The organism is Actinomyces urogenitalis, from assembly GCF_002861525.1.
Lineage (GTDB): Bacteria > Actinomycetota > Actinomycetes > Actinomycetales > Actinomycetaceae > Actinomyces > Actinomyces urogenitalis.
In genome coordinates this window covers 42,825-58,652 of record NZ_PKHA01000004.1, presented here as the reverse complement: position 1 = coordinate 58,652, position 15,828 = coordinate 42,825, and the positions used below count along the sequence as shown (strand labels likewise).

Genomic DNA, 15,828 nt, shown 5'->3' with positions numbered 1-15,828 from the left:
GCTTCAACCCTGGCAAGCGAAGGCGAGGGCCCTAGCTGTGGCTGGCGCTGCCGCTATGCACGGATGAAAACCGACCAGACCCGCTACGAGTGGGTCTGCAGGTCCTGCGGTCGCCGTATCCCCTTTGGTCGCGAGGACGAGGCACCGTGGTTTCACCAGGACCACGGAAACACAGACCCCAGACCTTAGGTCTCGTCTCAGCGCACCCGCACGTCCCGGATCCCGCCGGTGCGCGGGTAGACCACCAGCTCGAAGGAGGGCCCGCCCTCGCCGCTGCACAGCTCCTGCAACCTCGCAGGCAGCCGCTTGTCCCAGGCCGATCGGTGCCGCAGTACGTCCTGACGCTCCTCGACCACGCCGTCAGCCATCACCAGTCGGTAGCCGGCGGCTCCACTCTCCTCCTCGGTCCTGGAGTCCTTCCCCGTCTGCCAGCCCTCGCACCGCTCGACCACACGTCGTTGCGGCCCGCTGAGCGCGTCCTGGACCACCGGCGCGGCCCACCACACCGTGCAGGCGCTTGCCCCAGCAGTCAGTGGCACCAGCACCACCAGCCCCGCCACCCCCGTGACGACGAGGGCGCGAGGCCGCCCCCTCCCCATCCAGGCGAGCTGGAACGTTCCGAGGCACACGTAAGATCCCGCCGATGCCGAACACCGCCATCGCAGCCGGTATCAGTACACGCCCTGCGTATTTCAGCAGCGCGTAGGGGCCGATCGGCGAGAGCACCAGCCACATGAGCTCACCGATCACCGCGCCCAGCACGACGCCGATGATGATCCAGTCCCGAGCAGGAAGGTCACGCAGCCCCAACTTCGGCTCGTCGACGTCGGCGTTCTCGCCTTCTCGTGATGAGTCGAGCGTCACACTCACAGACTACCAAGGCCACCTGCCTCTCAGTCCGCCTCGCGGACCCGAAACATCCCGGTCAATCACCGCCGCTACCCTCTGGCCATGAGTTCAGCCCCGACCACCACGCCTGCGACCGCGGCCACCCCAGTCTCCTGTCCCACCCCAGGCGACGCCCAGCACCTGGTCCTCACCCTGTCCTGCCCGGACCGCCCCGGCATCGTCCACGCGGTCACAGGGGCACTGGCCCGTCGGGGCGGCAACATCACTGAGTCCCAGCAGTTCGGTGACGCAGAGTCCGGCCTGTTCTTCATGCGTGTGGCCGTCCTCACCCGCGTCCCGCGCACCGAGCTGGAGGCGGATATCGCCGAGCTCGCCGCCACCTACGAGATGCGCTGGTCCCTGGACGAGGCCGACCGTCCCATCCGTACCCTCCTCATGGTCTCGAAGGAGGGCCACTGCCTGTCCGACCTGCTCTTCCGCGCCAAGAGCCAGGGCCTGCCCATCGACGTCGTCGGCGTGGTCGGTAACCACGAGACCCTGCGGGACGTGGCTGAGTTCTACGGCGTGCCCTTCCACCACATCCCCGTCACGAAGGACACCAAGGCGGAGGCCGAGGCCGAGCTGCTCTCGCTCGTGGACTCCCTGGAGGTCGAGCTCGTGGTGCTCGCCCGCTACATGCAGATCCTCTCCCCTGCCCTGTGCGAGACGCTACACGGCAACGTCATCAATATCCACCACTCCTTCCTGCCCTCCTTCAAGGGTGCCAAGCCCTACCAGCAGGCCCACGACCGCGGCGTCAAGCTCATTGGTGCCACCGCTCACTACGTGACCCCGGACCTGGATGAGGGCCCCATCATCGAGCAGGACGTCACCCGCGCCTCGCACGCCGACTCCGCCCTCCAGCTCCAGCGCAAGGGCCAGGACGTCGAGCGCCGGGTGCTCGCCCAGGCCGTCAAGTGGCACGCCGAGCACCGGGTGCTGCTCAACGGCCACCGCACCGTCGTCTTCGCCTGACGCTCGCGCGTCCGCGCACGCGCGAGCGCCTTTGCGGCACACTAGGTCTATGGCTGCCTCACGCTCTCCCAAGCCCCGTCTGGCCGTCGTCGCGTGCATGGACTTCCGTCTGGACCCGCTGGCGGTCCTGGGGCTGGACGACGGCGAGGCCTACGTCATCCGCAACGCCGGCGGCGTCCTGACCGACGACGTCCGTCGCTCGCTCGCGATCACCCAGCACGCCCTGGGGGTGGAGGAGATCGCCCTGGTCCACCACACGGACTGTGGGATGGAGGGCCTGACGGACCAGGACTTTGCGGACCGTCTGGCTCAGCGCACCGGGATCCGCCCGACCTGGCGGCCTGGGGGCTTCCGGTCCGCCGAGGCGGACCTGCGCGAGATGATGGCGGCCCTGGCCTCAGACCCGCACGTCCCGGCAGGACAGCGCGCCCGCGGCTTCGTCTACGACGTCGCCACGGGCGCCCTGACCGAGGTCAGTCACTGACGACGGCGCCGCGGCGCACCACCGTCACAGGGTTGAGCTCAGCGTCCGTGACGACGACGTCACCCCACCGTCCGGCCTCAAGCGCACCGATGCTCTCGTCGCCGATGACGCGTGCCGGCTGGACCGAGGCGGAGTAGACCGCGTCGAGCAGGTCCACTCCTCCCTTCCACGTCGTGCGCACGACGTCGATGAGGTGCGCGGTCCCGCCCGCGATAGCACCGCCGTCGGTCAGACGAGCAACGCCTCCGGCGACCGTGACCGGCTGGGAGCCGAGCACGTACTCGCCGTCCGCCATCCCGGCTGCGGCCATGGCGTCGGTGATGAGGACGATGTTCTCCTTGCCCACGAGGTCAAAGACCTCGCGCACGATCTCCGGGGCCAGGTGCACGCCGTCGCCAATGAGCTCGACGACGCAGCGCCAGTCCGCTGCCCCTGCCAGGAAGGAGGGCACCGGTCCGGGCTTGCGGTGGTGGATGGGGCGCATGCCGTTGAACAGGTGGGTGACCGTCGGCAGCGGTGAGCGCACGGGCTCACCGGCCATGAGCCGCGCCTGGATGCGGGCCTCAGCATCGTCAAGCGCCTGGCGCACCGGCGCCGACTCGGAGTCAGTGTGTCCAAAGGAGGGCAGGGCGCCGCCAGCCAGCAGTGCCTCGATGACGCCGTCATCCCCCGTCACCCCGGGCTTCTCCGGCGCGATGGTCATGGTGACCACGTGCCCACGCCCGAGCTCCAGCAGCTCGCGTGTCAGGGTGGCGTCGGGGTCGGTGATGTAGGTGGGGTCCTGGGCGCCGCAGCGCTCGACGGAGACGAAGGGGCCCTCGTAGTGGATCCCGGCGATCTCGCCCTCCTCGGCGAGGTCGGCGAAGAGGCGGGTGCGCTCCTTGAGGACCTCGCCGCTGGCCGTCACGCATGAGGTCACCAAGCTGGTGGTGCCGTGACGGCGGTGCTCCATGACCGCCGTCATCGCCTGCTCGCGCGTGGTGGCGTTGGGGAAGGACTCCCCGCCCCCGCCGTGGCAGTGGACGTCCACCAGGCCGGGGATGAGGTAGCCGTCCTCCGGCGCCGCGGTGGCGTGGGCGATCTCCTCACCGAAACCGGCCCGCTGGGCCTGGCTGGTCTCGCCGACCCAGGCGATATGTCCGTCAGTGATGACGACCGCGCCGTCCTCAATGATCTCGAAGGGGGTAACAACTCGGCCAGTGAAAGCAACGGTGCTCATAGGGGCCAGCCTATGCCAAGTGGTCCAGACCAGCCAGGCGAGCCGCCCCGGCTCCGAGCGCTGGCCCGGCACCCGTACGTTCTCAGCCCCGACCGGCGCTCAGCCGGGCCTCCATCCGCCCAACCGCCCGCTCGACAGCTCGCTCGAGCCTGGCTGATCGTCTGGCGTCCTGCGCCCACGTGAGCCCCTGACCCACCGGACGCACAGCGACCACGCGCCCCCGGTCCACCAGGAGGGGTCGGAACATGCCGTTCCTGGAGGGACAGATGAGGTGCTCCCCCGCCTCGTTCGTCAGGCACAGGCGGTCCTTGTAGCCCACGTGCAGCTCGTCAAAGGAGGCCAGGAACAGCGTGCCCTGGGCGGCCGCCCGGCTGCCGGCCAACAGGTCGGGCAGATCAGCGCGCATGTAGAGCACGTCATCTGCCCGCCGAGAGCCCGACGACGGCGCAGCCGCCTGCACGCTTGCCTGGCCCTCCAGCGCCCGTACCCGGCCGCGATCGCCTCCTTCGGCGACCGCACGGACCAGAGGCACAAAGCCGCGCTCAGCAGCGTCGACCTGGCCGGCAGCGAAGCCCGCGGCGTTGGTGATCTCGACGGCGTCCTCCAGCGCCCGCCGGCTCTCACCCACCGGCAGAGTGGTCCAGCGGGCCAGGTCGGCCGCGCTGACCGGGCCGTGGCTCGTGGCATACCGCCTGGCGATCTCGGCGAGCGCCTGGCGGTGTCCGTCGCCGCCATGCCCGCCGCCACTGCCCCCTGGCCCCAGATGCGCGCCGGGCAGCTGTGTGGCGTCCACGAGCAGGTGCTCATTGCCCTGTCGCGGGCCCTGGACCAGGACGCCGGTGACGTGCAGGGCCAGGATGAGGTGGCGGCGTGCAGCAGGCTGCGGCATCCCGCGCTTAAGCAGTCCTTGAAGCACGCCGGCTTCCTGCCAGGCGGAGACGAGCTCAGCGCGGGTCAGCCCCGCCCGGCCCTCGCGGCGGGCTGCGCCGAGCGCCGCCAGCGCCGTCGTGCCTGCCCGTGAGAGGACAGTCTCATCCAGGCCGTAGTCCCGGCGGTCGCCTGCCATCCAGCCATCCATGCGGTGGGCCAGGGCCACCCGCATCCAGTGGTGGTCCGCCGCCGTGGTGATGTGCACCGTGCCGCGCATGGGCCAGGAGCGAACCAGTGCTCCGGCCTGGAAGGCTGCGTCAACGTCCTGACGTGTCAGTCCTACCGGCACGCGCGAGAGGATCGCGTGAGGCACAGCTGACGGCTGCTGGCCCTGGATGGCCAGCTGGCGTCGCACTGCCTCCGCCGGGTCCGGCGCCTGGGTCTGTGCCACCAGGCCCTGAGCCACGATGCGCAGGAGCGACTTCTCACGGGCAGACGAGCCCGGGGCCGCCAGCTGACGGGCGGGGCTGAGCTTCGACGTCGTCATCAAGCCTCCTTGCCTGGCACCGGGAGCAGGGGCCTGGGTCTCGTGCGCGGACGGGCTCAGAATAGCCGCGAGCTGGGATCGTCCATCCCACGCATGGCGTCGTAGTCCAGCACGAGGCAGCGGATACCGCGGTCCTCGGCCAGGACCCGGGCCTGCGGCTTGATCTGTTGGGCGGCGAAGACACCGCGGACCGGGGTCAGCAGCGGGTCGCGGTCGATCATGTCGAGGTAGCGGGTCAGCTGCTCGACACCGTCGATCCCGCCCACGCGCTTGACCTCCACCGCGATCGCGTGGCCCTCGCCATCGCGGACGAGCAGGTCCACCGGGCCGATCGGGGTGGGGTACTCCCGGCGCACCAGTCGGCAGCCGGGCCCAATGAGCTCGGTCTGCTCGGCCAGGAGCTCCTGCAGGTGAGCCTCCACGCCGTCCTTGGTCAGTCCCGGATCCACGCCCAGGTCCATCGACTCATCCGAGAAGACCTCGAACAGACGAATGACGAGCCGGTCGTCCGTCTTGGTGGCCGAGACCTCCCAGCGCTGGACCACGCCGATCTCGGCGTCTTCCTCGTCTACCTCGACCTCCGCCAGCCGCGCGGGAGGGCTCATCCAGTTCAGCGGCTTGTAGGAGCCGCCGTCGGAGTGGACAAGCACCGAGCCGTCGGCCTTGACCATGATGAGGCGCTTGGCTCGGGGAAGGTGGGCGTCCAGGCGACCGGAGTAGTCCACGGAGCAGGAGGCAATGACAACACGCACGCCGGGCAGCCTACCGGCACTGCCTGGCACGGCCTAGCCACCCGGCAGTCCGTAGCCTCCTGTCGCCATCACCCGGCCCGCCTCCTCCAGGGCCCCGCCGTGCCGTACAGCCCGACCCCCAGGATCGCCTCGATCGGCGCCGGGGTGGCAGCGCTCGGCCAGGCTGCGCCGTCGTCCCGCTTAGTCCCAGGCCCTGCCACCGGAGGGGCTGGCAGACCCTGGTAGGCATGGCGCCGGGGGACGCCTAGAACAGTCGCGGCTGCGTGGGCGCCGCCGACTCCAGCCACGCCACCAGGGCCGAGTGGGAGTCCTCCAGCATGCCCAGGTCGTAGCGTGCCTGGCCCACCTGGCAGGCCACGTCGACGACGCGACCGGCGGTACCCCGCCGTCGTGCGTCCGTCAGAACCATGTCCTGGCGAGGCATACGGAACTTCGGGCGCCAGGACAGGGAGATGAGCCGGTACCACTCCACCGCCTCGTCACCGAAGCAGGCGACCCCGCTCATCCAGCGGCGGTCCTGCGGACGGCGCAGCGCGCACTCAAAGGAACCGACCTGGCTGGCCAGCAGGCGCACCCGCAGAAGGATGAGGGCGACGAGCACCAGCGCGGCGGCAAGCACCGCAAGCACGCACCAGCCCGTTGCCGTCATCTCAGTCCAGGTTCTCCGAGTCGGTCGCCACGACGTGCTCGCTGACCAGGTCAATGTCCGAGGCGTCGTCTCCGGTGATCTCGGAGTCGACGCGGTCGGCCGCCACCGTGACGACGTCCTGGTCCACCGAACAGAAGCCGCCGGCAACCTCAAGGGTCACAGACTCACCCTCCACGGTCTCGATCCGTACCCCGCCACGGCCCAGCAGAGCCAGGACCGGCTGACGACCAGGCAGCACACCCAGCTCGCCGTCGATCAGCGGGACCGAGACGCTGCGGACGCTGCCCTGCCAGGCCGTCCCCCCGCGACGGGAGACGACCTCGACGCTCAGCTCACGCGTACCCGCCATGGTCACTTCTCGGCAAGCTCAGCGGCGCGACGCTCGAGGTCCTCGATGCCGCCGATGTTGTAGAAGGCCTGCTCAGGCACGTGGTCGTAGTCGCCGTCGGCGATGCGCTTGAAGGCCTCGATGGTCTCGCTCAGCGGCACCGTGGAGCCCGGAACGCCGGTGAACTTCTCAGCCATGTAGGTGTTCTGGGACAGGAACTGCTCGATGCGGCGGGCACGGTTGACCGTGACCTTGTCCTCCTCGGACAGCTCGTCCACACCCAGGATCGCGATGATGTCCTGCAGCTCCTTGTTCTTCTGCAGGATGGACTTCACGCGGGTGGCGACCTCGTAGTGCTCCTCGCCCACGAACTGGGGGGCAAGCAGGCGCGAGGAGGAGGCCAGCGGGTCCACGGCCGGGTAGATACCACGGGAGGCGATCTCACGAGAGAGCTCGGTGGTGGCGTCCAGGTGCGCGAAGGTCGTGGCCGGAGCCGGGTCGGTGTAGTCGTCAGCAGGCACGTAAATGGCCTGCAGCGAGGTAATTGAGTGACCGCCCGCGGAGGTGATGCGCTCCTGGAGCTGACCCATCTCGTCGGCCAGGTTCGGCTGGTAACCCACGGCCGAGGGCATGCGCCCCAGCAGCGTGGAGACCTCAGAGCCGGCCTGGGTGAAACGGAAGATGTTGTCGATGAACAGCAGCACGTCCTGGTGCTGGACGTCGCGGAAGTACTCCGCCATCGTCAGCGCGGACAGCGCCACACGCAGACGCGTGCCCGGCGGCTCGTCCATCTGGCCGAATACGAGGGCGGTCTTGTCAAAGACGCCGGCCTCGTCCATCTCGACGATGAGGTCGTTACCCTCACGGGTACGCTCACCCACACCGGCGAAGACGGAGACACCGCCGTGGTTCTGGGCCACACGCTGGATCATCTCCTGGATGAGGACGGTCTTGCCCACACCCGCACCACCGAACAGGCCGATCTTGCCACCCTGGACATAGGGGGTGAGCAGGTCGATGACCTTGATGCCGGTCTCAAACATCTGCTCCTTGGCCTCGAGCTGGTCGAAAGCCGGGGGCTGGCGGTGGATCGGCCAGCGCTCGGTCACCTCAAGCCTCTCGCCCGGGGCGAGGTTGAGGACCTCACCGGTGACGTTGAAGACGTGACCCTTGGTCACGTCACCGACCGGCACGGTGATCGGGGCGCCGGTGTCACGAACCTGGGAGCCACGCACCAGGCCGTCGGTGGGCTTGAGGGAGATCGTGCGCACGATGTTGTCCCCCAGGTGCTGGGCAACCTCGAGGGTGATCTCGTGGTCCTCGTCCCCCTCGCCGGTGCCCTTGATGGTCACCTTGAGGGCGTTGTACATCTCCGGGATGGCGTCGGGCGGGAACTCGACGTCGACGACGGCGCCGATGATCCGCGTGATGCGTCCGGTCCCGGGGGTTGCCGCCGGGGCGGTGGTGGTCTCGTCAGCCATGATCCGTATCTTCCGTGTCCGTGTCTGGCAGTGGTCGGTGGGCTTGTGGGATCGCTACTCAGCGGCCAGGGCGTCGGCACCCGAGACGATCTCAGAGATCTCCTGGGTGATGTCTCCCTGGCGCGCCTGGTTGGCGAGCCTGGTGTAGGTGTTGATGAGGTCCTCAGCATTGTCCGTGGCCGTGTGCATGGCCTGCTGGCGGCTGGCCAGCTCCGAGGCCGCGGCCTGGAGGAGGGCGTTGCGGATGCGGCTGCGCACGTAGCGGGTCAGCAGCGCATCCAGGACCAGCTCAGCTGAGGGAGCAAACTCGTAGAGCGGGGCAGCACCGGTGGCCTCAGCCTTCTGGTACTCCGTGCCGCGCACGTGGTCCTCACGGTCCAGCTCGCTGGGACCGTCCACGTCCACGACGGTCAGCGGAAGCATCCGCCGGACCTCGGGGACCTGGGAGACCATGGAGACGTACCGGGTGAAGACGATATGCACCTCGGCGACGCCCCCTTGCTCGGCAGGAGCCAGGAAGCTCTCCAGCAGAGCCTGGGCGATGTCCTCGATCATCTCCTCGCCGGGGCGATCTGACTCGCCGGTCCAGGACCGCTCGACCTCACGCTCGCGGAAGGAGAAGTAGGACAGGGCCCGGCGTCCGGCGGTGAAGACCACCGGCTCCTTGCCCTCCTCGACGAGCTGGTCGATCAGCCGCTCCGACTCACGCAGGACGGTGGCGGAGTAGGCGCCGGCCATGCCTCGGTCCGAGGTGACCACGAGGACCGCCACCCGCTTGGTGTCGCTGCGCTCCTGGGTGATGGGGTGGTCAAGGCTGGAGTGGGTACCAACGGCGGCCACCGCCTGGCTCAGGGCGTGGTCATAGGGCCCCGCCTCCTGAGCGTTGCGACGTGCAACACCGATCCGCGAGGAGGCGATGAGCTCCATCGCCCTGAAGACCTTCTGGAGGGTCTGGGTGGAGCGGATCCGCTGCTTGTAGACGCGCTGGTTGCCTGCCACGTCAGCCCCTCTTGAGCACGATCTGCTCGCTCGTGCGCTCGGCCGGGGCCTCGTCCTCGGCAGCGGCGACCTCGCCGGTCAGCAAGTGGTCGCCAGCCGCGTAGGAGCTGCGGAAGGCCTCGACGTCTGCCTTGAGCTGGGCCTCGGTCTCCTCGGTCAGCTGCCCGGTGGAGCGGATGGTCTCCAGCACCGAGGAACTGCGACGCAGGTAGCCCAGCAGAGCCGCCTCGAAGGGCAGGACCTCACTGACCTCGAGGTCGTCGAGGTAGCCGTTGGTGCCCGTCCACACGCTCACGACCTGCTCCTGCACGGGGTAGGGCGTGAACTGCGGCTGCTTGAGCAGCTCCATGAGGCGCTCACCGCGGGTGAGCTGCTGGCGCGTGGCGGCGTCCAGGTCAGAGGCGAACATCGCGAAGGCCTGCATCGAGCGGTACTGGGCAAGCGTGAGCTTGAGCGTACCGGCGACCTTCTTCATCGCCTTGATCTGGGCCGCGCCACCCACACGGGAGACCGAGATACCCACGTCGACGGCGGGACGCTGGTCCGCGTTGAACAGATCGGACTGAAGGAAGATCTGACCGTCGGTGATGGAGATGACGTTGGTCGGGATGTAGGCGGAGACGTCGTTGGCCTTGGTCTCGATGATGGGCAGTCCCGTCATCGAGCCGGCGCCCAGGTCGTCGGAGAGCTTGGCGCAACGCTCCAGCAGACGCGAGTGCAGGTAGAAGACGTCACCGGGGTAGGCCTCGCGGCCCGGCGGACGGCGCAGCAGCAGCGATACCGCTCGGTAGGCCTCGGCCTGCTTGGACAGGTCGTCAAAGACGATGAGCACGTGCTTGCCGGCGTACATCCAGTGCTGGCCGATAGCCGAACCGGTGTAGGGCGAGAGGTACTTGAATCCCGCCGGGTCTGAGGCCGGGGAGGCGATGATCGTCGTGTACTCCAGGGCACCGCGCTCCTCCAGGGTGGCGCGCACCGAGGCGATGGTCGAGCCCTTCTGGCCGGTAGCTACGTAGATACAGCGCACCTGCTTGTCCGGGTCCCCGCTGTCCCAGGCAGCCTTCTGGTTGAGGATGGTGTCCAGGGCGATCGCGGTCTTACCGGTCTTGCGGTCACCGATGATGAGCTGGCGCTGACCACGACCGATCGGGATCATCGAGTCAATGGCCTTGAGCCCGGTCTGCAGGGGCTCGTGCACGGACTTACGGGACATGACGCCGGGAGCCTGGAGCTCCAGGGCGCGCCTGCCTTCGGAGGCGATCTCGCCCAGGCCGTCGATCGGGCGGCCCAGCGGGTCGACGACGCGTCCCAGGTAGCCGTCGCCTACCGGCACGGACAGGACCTCTCCGGTGCGGCGGACCACCTGGCCCTCGTCGATGCCGGTGAAGTCGCCCAGGACGACGACGCCGATCTGGCGCTCGTCCAGGTTCATCGCCAGTCCCGCGGTGCCGTCCTCGAAGGTCAGCAGCTCGTTGGCCATGACGCCGGGCAGGCCTTCGACGTGGGCGATGCCGTCCGCGGCGAAGACGACGTGACCGACCTCCTCGGCAGCCACCTCGGCGGGCTTGTAGGACTCGACGAACTCGTCGAGCGCGGAGCGGATCTCCTCCGGCCTGATGGTCAGGTCAGCCATCTGTCGTCTCCTTGTGGGTGGTGGAACCGGTCCAAGGACCGGGACGTGTGGTGTGGGCGGCGTCAGGACGCCAGAGCCGCCCGCAGGTCGTGGATGGAAGAGCTCACGGTGGAGTCAATGACAACGTTCCCGACGGTGACCTTGGCCCCGCCGACGACGGCAGGGTCGACCATCGTGTTGAGCTCGACGTCGCTTCCCAGCCTGCGCTGCAGGACCGCGATGAGGCGCCCCTCCTGCTGACGGGTCATGGGCACAGCGGTCACGACGTCAGCGATGACGCGTGACTGCATCGCGGCTGCCAGCTCGGTGACGCGGCGCAGGTTGCGCGGGACGCCGCCCTCAGTACGGTGACGCACGCACCAGGTCAACAGGCTCATCGCCGGTGCCGACAGGCGCGTGGCGAACAGGGAGCGGGCCAGACGTACCCGGTCCTCCGTCGTCGTGCGCCGCGAGGGCTCGAGCGCCTGACGCAGGTCACGGTTGGCCGTGATGACGTCGGTGACGTCGAAGAGCTCCTGCTCGACGTCGTCGACCGTCCCGTCGGCGCGTGCACCCGCCAGGACCGAGGCGATACCCAGGTCGTGGAGAGAGGAGATGAGGTCGACGGGGGCGGACCAGCGCCCACGCACCATCCCCTGGAGGAGCTCGACGACGCGCGCGTCGACCTTGCCCTCCAGCAGACGGCCCACGAGCGCCGCCTTGTCCTCGCCGTCGCGACCGGGGTCCGTCAGCGGCCCGGCGAGCCGGGCCTTGGCAACCTGGTGAGCCAGGGCGAGGATCTGCTCACCCAGCTCCTGCCCCGCGGCGCCGGCAGCGACGAGCACGGGGTCCCAGGCCTGACGAGCCGCGTCCCGAGACGCGGAGGTTCCGGTGTTCACCGAGCCTCCCCGTGGGCGGCTTCCTGGGCCAGGGCGTCGGTGTCAGACTCCAGGCTGTCCAGGAAGCGGTCGATGACCCGGGAGGAGACCGCGGCGTCGCTCAGCTGTTCACCAACGATCTTCTCCGCGAGCGAGGTCGCCAGGAGGCCGACGTCGGAGCGCAGCGAGATCTGAGCGGCCTGCCTGTCAGCCAGGATCTGGCGCTGGGCGGCCTCCAGGGCGCGTCCGGCCTCAGCCTGGGCCTCGGTGCGGGCCTGAGCGATAATGAGTCGAGCCTCGTCCTGGGCCTGGTCACGGATCTGGGCCGCCTCGCGGCGGGCGTCCTCAACCAGGCGCGCAGCCTTGAGCTCGGCGTCCTTCTGGTCCTCCTTGGCCTTGTCAGCCAGGGCCAGGCCCTCCTCGATCTTCTTCGTGCGCTCGTCCAGCACCGCGGTGAAGCGGGGCAGAGCGAAGAAGATGAGGAGCCCAGCGATCAGCAGGAAGGCAATCGTGCCCCACACCAGGTCATAGCTGTGCGGCAGCAGGATATTGCCCTCGCTGCCAGAGGCAGCCAGGACCGCCGGCGCGAGGGCCGTGGACAGGGTTAGTGAGGTCATGGAGGCGACCGCCCCAGATCAGAAGACGAAGCCCGCGGCGAAGCCGAGCAGACCCAGAGCCTCGATGAGGGCGGCACCAATGAACATGTTGGTGCGCAGGGCGCCGGCAACCTCAGGCTGGCGGGCAGTGCCCTCCTGGGTCTTGGCCACGAGCAGGCCGATACCGATGCCCGGGCCGAGCGTGGCGAGGCCGTAGCCGATGGTCGCGAGGTTTCCCTCCATGGTTTCTCCTTGTGTTCGCACGAACGGGCCAGTGCCTGCTCGCTGGTGTGAGAGGTATTGAGATGTGCGGAAGGTCAGGTCAGTGCGTGTTGATCGAGGACTCGATGTACACAGCCGTCAGCAGAGCAAAGATGTAAGCCTGCAGCGCCGCGACGAAGAGCTCGAAGAGCACGAAGACGATCGCGACGGAGAAGGTCACCACGCCCATAGCCTTCATGGCCCCTGCGGCGTAGAGGAAGAAGTAGTTGGTCGCTGCGTAGCACAGGGCCAGCAGTAGGTGGCCGGAGACCATGTTGGCCAGGAGTCGGATGGTCAGGGTCACCGGCCTCATGATGAGGTTGGAGAGGAACTCGATGGGGATGATGAGCGGCCACAGCAGCTTGGGTACGCCACCAGGCAGCACCGATCCGCGCAGGAACCCACCCACCCCGTGGTTCTTGACCCCGGCGTAGGCGAAGGCGATGTAGGCCACCACCGCGTAGACGATCGGCATACCGATGACGCTGGTGGCAGCGATGTTCAGACCCGGGATGATGCCCGAGATGTTCATGAACAGCACGCCCAGGAAGATCGTGGTGATGATGGGGACGTAGGGCTGGGCGCGTTTCTTGCCGATGATCTCCTCGGCGATGTTGACGCGGGCGAAGTCCAGCAGCATCTCGCACACGTTCTGGAAGCGCCCGGGAACAACCTTGGCCCGCGCGGCACCGATGCCGAAGAAGAGCAGGAGGGCGGCCACCATGATCAGTCGCACCATCATGATGCGGTTGAGCTCAAAGGGCGTGCCGACGAAGGCGAAACTCTCCGGGAAGAAGTCCGAGATTGAAGGAGGCTCGAAGCCGTCGACCTCGCTCGCAGCCGGTGCGAGTGCGGACAGGCTGGCCGCCAGGGCAGCGCTCCTGATCACCAGACCTCCTTTGGATGATGGGATACCGTCGGGACGGGACGGCGTCGTGCGTCACTCTAGCCGAAAGTGACGCGTGGTCCACCTCAGTCGTCGGTGTCCTGAGGAGGTTGGACGGTCAGTGTGCGGCCTGTGGCCAGGCTGCCGACCTCGACAGCCGTGACCGCGAGAAGGATCACAGCCAGGCTGGCGAAGAACCAGCCCGCAGAGAAGCTGGCCTTGTACGGTCCGGCAAGCACCACCACGGCGACCATGACCACGATCTTGGCGGCGAAGGAGATCATGACGCCGCTGGAGGCCAGCAGCGGGTAGCGATCCCACGGCACAGCCAGTGCCGCCGCCGTCACGATCGTCAGCACGGCTCCTGCCCCGGCTCCCCACAGCACACCGGACCAGGCCTGACCGCCTGTCACCCCTCCCCCTGCCAAGGCCAGGGCCGCCAGCACGAGGCCGACGACGAGCACACGCCGAGCAGTACGGCGGAAGACCTCCTGGTGGCTGAGCGGGCCAGGAGGCGGTGGCGTGGGAGTCATGAAAGGTCCTTCGGGCGGATCCGGCGGGTCGTCATGCGTCGGCGCCAGGCCTGACGCAGGCCCGGCATGAGGTCAACCGTCATGAGAACGGTGAACACCAGGGCGATTCCTGCCCCGGGCAGCACCCAGCGCAGGGGGAAGAAGGCCATCGCTGCCACGGAGTAGGAGGCGACGGCGGCCCACAGGTACATCACGAGCACGGCACGGCGGTGGGAGTGCCCGGCAGCCAGGAGGCGGTGGTGCATATGCATACGGTCGGGATGGAAGGGGCTGTGGCCCGCCCGGGTACGCCGCACGATCGCCATCATCATGTCCGTCAGCGGCAGCAGGAGGACGGCCAGGGGCAGCAGGATCGGCAGGAAGACCGGCAGGGCCGTCTGCCCGGCGAAGGCACCAGGATCGATCTGGCCGGTGACGATGATCGTGCCCGCGGCGGACAGCAGCCCCAGCTGCATCGAGCCGGAGTCCCCCATGAAGATCTTGGCGGGATGGAAGTTGTGCGGCAGGAACCCCAGGCAGATGCCCAGCAGCGCCGCGACCACCGTAGCCGCCAGCGAGGTGTAGGAGCCCGGCGAGGTTATGCGCGTCAGCACGTAGACGTAGGCGAAGAAGGCACTGGCACCGATGCCGATGATGCCAGCCGCCAGCCCGTCCAGACCGTCGACGAAGTTGACGGCGTTGATTGCCGCAACCACCACGAGCACCGTGGAGATCAGTGACAGGCGCGAGGAACCGATGGTCAGCCCGCCAATGGGGAAGGTAATGAGCTGGACTCCCTGCCACGCCATGAGGCCGGCCGCCAGCACCTGCCCGGAGAACTTGGTCAGCCAGTCCAGGTCCCACAGGTCATCGATGACACCCAGCAGGCACACCAGCCCCGCTCCCAGCACCACGGCCCAGGCCGAGCGGTCGATGACGCCTCCGAGGAAGGGCACGCGCGAAGCCACCGCCATCGCCGTGGCGAAGCCCGCGAACATCGCCACCCCACCCAGGCGGGGGATCGGCGTGGAGTGCACGTCTCGGGCACGCACCGGCGTCAGGGCGTTGGTGACCAAGGCGACGTGCCGGACCACGGGGACCGTCAGGTAGGTGACAGCCGCCGCGATAAGCATGATGAGCAGGTAGAGCCTCACGGACGCGGGACCTCGCTGCCGGCCGTCATCGGGGACGCTCCCGCCTGCGTGAGGACCGGGTCCAGGACGACGGCGAGCTGGCTGAGTGAGAGCACGCCGTCGCGGATGATACGGGGAGAGTAGGCATGATCCCCGGCCAGCGAGACGATCGTGGAGGGGACTGGGCCCGGGGTGGCTCCGCCGTCGAGCAGGAGAATGTCCCCCTCGCTGCGGTCGGGCGAGCCGGCGCCCGGTGAGCCGGCCTCGCGCACGCGGCCGGGGAAGGCCACCCGCGCGCTGGCAGCGTCTGTAGCCGGGGGCTGACCGGTGTGGTTAGCGCTGGTGACCGCCATCGGGCCGGTGGCGCGCAGCAGCTCCAGGGCGAGAGGGTGGTCAGGCATGCGCACAGCGATAGTCCCGCCGGTCTCCCCCAGGTCCCAGCCCAGGTCCGGTGCGGCGTCCAGGATGATGGTCAGGGCACCGGGCCAGAAGGCCTCCATCAGCGCCTGGGCGGCAGGCGGCAGCGCTCCGACCACGCCGTCGAGCTGGTCAGGCCCTGCGACGAGAACGGGCGGGGGCATCTGGCGCCCGCGGCCCTTGGCTGCCAGCAGGCGTGCAACGGCGGCCGCGTCCGAGGCGAGAGTGCCGATGCCGTAGACCGTGTCGGTCGGGATGATGACGAGCCCCCCGTCACGCACATGCGCGACGACGGTACTCAGGGTCCGGTCCTCGTTCACGTCGGTCATCCTCCCACGATC

General features: G+C 68.7%; 18 protein-coding genes. 2 read left to right on the top strand and 16 right to left on the bottom strand.

Annotated features, from left to right (window positions below; genetic code table 11):
- Positions 1-197: 197 nt before the first annotated feature.
- A complete protein-coding gene (locus CYJ26_RS10725) occupies positions 198-629 on the bottom strand; it encodes a hypothetical protein (RefSeq protein WP_024036065.1) in 432 nt (143 codons plus the stop codon).
- A gap of 322 nt (positions 630-951) precedes the next feature.
- Between CYJ26_RS10725 and purU the strand changes: the two genes are divergently transcribed.
- Complete coding sequence (gene purU, locus CYJ26_RS05270; RefSeq protein ID WP_244902032.1) at positions 952-1,863, top strand: formyltetrahydrofolate deformylase; 912 nt, start codon at positions 952-954, stop codon at positions 1,861-1,863.
- A gap of 49 nt (positions 1,864-1,912) precedes the next feature.
- Positions 1,913-2,347 carry a beta-class carbonic anhydrase gene (locus CYJ26_RS05265; protein WP_006548521.1) on the top strand — a complete coding sequence of 145 codons (435 nt, stop codon included), beginning with the start codon at positions 1,913-1,915 and terminating at the stop codon, positions 2,345-2,347.
- On the opposite strand, the gene CYJ26_RS05260 is transcribed toward CYJ26_RS05265, so the two are convergent.
- The 15 genes from CYJ26_RS05260 to CYJ26_RS05190 all read right to left on the bottom strand — a co-directional run bounded on the left by CYJ26_RS05260 (position 2,337) and on the right by CYJ26_RS05190 (position 15,816).
- Positions 2,337-3,566, bottom strand: a complete 1,230-nt coding sequence (locus CYJ26_RS05260) for an N-acetylglucosamine-6-phosphate deacetylase (RefSeq protein ID WP_034237053.1) — start codon at positions 3,564-3,566, stop codon at positions 2,337-2,339. The two genes, CYJ26_RS05265 and CYJ26_RS05260, sit on opposite strands and share 11 nt — an antisense overlap.
- Positions 3,567-3,648: 82 nt before the next feature.
- Positions 3,649-4,983, bottom strand: coding sequence for a DNA glycosylase AlkZ-like family protein (locus tag CYJ26_RS05255; protein WP_101638089.1), 1,335 nt, complete (start codon positions 4,981-4,983; stop codon positions 3,649-3,651).
- Positions 4,984-5,039: 56 nt separating this feature from the next.
- Positions 5,040-5,735 carry an endonuclease NucS gene (gene nucS, locus CYJ26_RS05250; RefSeq protein ID WP_101638114.1) on the bottom strand — a complete coding sequence of 232 codons (696 nt, stop codon included), beginning with the start codon at positions 5,733-5,735 and terminating at the stop codon, positions 5,040-5,042.
- A gap of 244 nt (positions 5,736-5,979) precedes the next feature.
- A complete protein-coding gene (locus CYJ26_RS05245) occupies positions 5,980-6,384 on the bottom strand; it encodes a DUF2550 family protein (protein ID WP_101638088.1) in 405 nt (134 codons plus the stop codon).
- A gap of 1 nt (position 6,385) precedes the next feature.
- Entirely contained in the window at positions 6,386-6,733 is a 348-nt protein-coding gene (locus CYJ26_RS05240; RefSeq protein ID WP_101638113.1) for a F0F1 ATP synthase subunit delta/epsilon, read from the bottom strand.
- Between the two features lie 2 nt (positions 6,734-6,735).
- Positions 6,736-8,193 carry a F0F1 ATP synthase subunit beta gene (gene atpD, locus CYJ26_RS05235; RefSeq protein ID WP_006548515.1) on the bottom strand — a complete coding sequence of 486 codons (1,458 nt, stop codon included), beginning with the start codon at positions 8,191-8,193 and terminating at the stop codon, positions 6,736-6,738.
- Positions 8,194-8,247: 54 nt separating this feature from the next.
- The gene (locus tag CYJ26_RS05230; RefSeq protein WP_006548514.1) at positions 8,248-9,192 is read right to left on the bottom strand and encodes a F0F1 ATP synthase subunit gamma; all 945 of its coding nucleotides are present in this window, start codon (positions 9,190-9,192) and stop codon (positions 8,248-8,250) included.
- Between the two features lies 1 nt (position 9,193).
- Positions 9,194-10,825 (bottom strand): F0F1 ATP synthase subunit alpha, encoded by a 1,632-nt coding sequence (gene atpA / locus CYJ26_RS05225; RefSeq protein ID WP_034237054.1) that lies wholly within the window; start codon positions 10,823-10,825, stop codon positions 9,194-9,196.
- A 62-nt stretch (positions 10,826-10,887) separates the two neighbouring features.
- Complete coding sequence (locus tag CYJ26_RS05220; RefSeq protein WP_024036060.1) at positions 10,888-11,703, bottom strand: F0F1 ATP synthase subunit delta; 816 nt, start codon at positions 11,701-11,703, stop codon at positions 10,888-10,890.
- Positions 11,700-12,299 (bottom strand): F0F1 ATP synthase subunit B, encoded by a 600-nt coding sequence (locus CYJ26_RS05215; RefSeq protein ID WP_006548511.1) that lies wholly within the window; start codon positions 12,297-12,299, stop codon positions 11,700-11,702. The genes CYJ26_RS05220 and CYJ26_RS05215 overlap by 4 nt, the downstream gene beginning before the upstream one ends.
- A gap of 18 nt (positions 12,300-12,317) precedes the next feature.
- The gene (gene atpE, locus CYJ26_RS05210) at positions 12,318-12,521 is read right to left on the bottom strand and encodes an ATP synthase F0 subunit C (RefSeq protein ID WP_006548510.1); all 204 of its coding nucleotides are present in this window, start codon (positions 12,519-12,521) and stop codon (positions 12,318-12,320) included.
- A gap of 79 nt (positions 12,522-12,600) precedes the next feature.
- Positions 12,601-13,428, bottom strand: a complete 828-nt coding sequence (atpB, locus tag CYJ26_RS05205) for a F0F1 ATP synthase subunit A (RefSeq protein WP_034237055.1) — start codon at positions 13,426-13,428, stop codon at positions 12,601-12,603.
- 83 nt (positions 13,429-13,511) lie between these two features.
- A complete protein-coding gene (locus tag CYJ26_RS05200; RefSeq protein WP_229082984.1) occupies positions 13,512-13,958 on the bottom strand; it encodes a hypothetical protein in 447 nt (148 codons plus the stop codon).
- On the bottom strand, positions 13,955-15,091 hold the full coding sequence (locus CYJ26_RS05195; protein WP_034237056.1) for an MraY family glycosyltransferase: 1,137 nt from the start codon (positions 15,089-15,091) through the stop codon (positions 13,955-13,957). The genes CYJ26_RS05200 and CYJ26_RS05195 overlap by 4 nt, the downstream gene beginning before the upstream one ends.
- Positions 15,088-15,816 (bottom strand): L-threonylcarbamoyladenylate synthase, encoded by a 729-nt coding sequence (locus CYJ26_RS05190; RefSeq protein WP_006548506.1) that lies wholly within the window; start codon positions 15,814-15,816, stop codon positions 15,088-15,090. Before CYJ26_RS05190 ends, CYJ26_RS05195 begins: the two co-directional genes overlap by 4 nt.
- Positions 15,817-15,828: the final 12 nt, after the last annotated feature.

What these genes read in the sequence shown, in the direction of transcription:
- CYJ26_RS05255 (WP_101638089.1), bottom strand. Translation starts at nt 4,983, where the DNA reads ATGACGACGTCGAAGCTCAGCCCCGCCCGTCAGCTGGCGGCCCCGGGC.
- CYJ26_RS05200 (WP_229082984.1), bottom strand. Translation starts at nt 13,958, where the DNA reads ATGACTCCCACGCCACCGCCTCCTGGCCCGCTCAGCCACCAGGAGGTC.
- CYJ26_RS05265 (WP_006548521.1), top strand. Translation starts at nt 1,913, where the DNA reads ATGGCTGCCTCACGCTCTCCCAAGCCCCGTCTGGCCGTCGTCGCGTGC.
- atpD (WP_006548515.1), bottom strand. Translation starts at nt 8,193, where the DNA reads ATGGCTGACGAGACCACCACCGCCCCGGCGGCAACCCCCGGGACCGGA.
- CYJ26_RS05260 (WP_034237053.1), bottom strand. Translation starts at nt 3,566, where the DNA reads ATGAGCACCGTTGCTTTCACTGGCCGAGTTGTTACCCCCTTCGAGATC.
- CYJ26_RS05245 (WP_101638088.1), bottom strand. Translation starts at nt 6,384, where the DNA reads ATGACGGCAACGGGCTGGTGCGTGCTTGCGGTGCTTGCCGCCGCGCTG.
- purU (WP_244902032.1), top strand. Translation starts at nt 952, where the DNA reads ATGAGTTCAGCCCCGACCACCACGCCTGCGACCGCGGCCACCCCAGTC.
- CYJ26_RS05215 (WP_006548511.1), bottom strand. Translation starts at nt 12,299, where the DNA reads ATGACCTCACTAACCCTGTCCACGGCCCTCGCGCCGGCGGTCCTGGCT.
- CYJ26_RS05240 (WP_101638113.1), bottom strand. Translation starts at nt 6,733, where the DNA reads ATGGCGGGTACGCGTGAGCTGAGCGTCGAGGTCGTCTCCCGTCGCGGG.
- CYJ26_RS05190 (WP_006548506.1), bottom strand. Translation starts at nt 15,816, where the DNA reads ATGACCGACGTGAACGAGGACCGGACCCTGAGTACCGTCGTCGCGCAT.
- atpE (WP_006548510.1), bottom strand. Translation starts at nt 12,521, where the DNA reads ATGGAGGGAAACCTCGCGACCATCGGCTACGGCCTCGCCACGCTCGGC.
- atpA (WP_034237054.1), bottom strand. Translation starts at nt 10,825, where the DNA reads ATGGCTGACCTGACCATCAGGCCGGAGGAGATCCGCTCCGCGCTCGAC.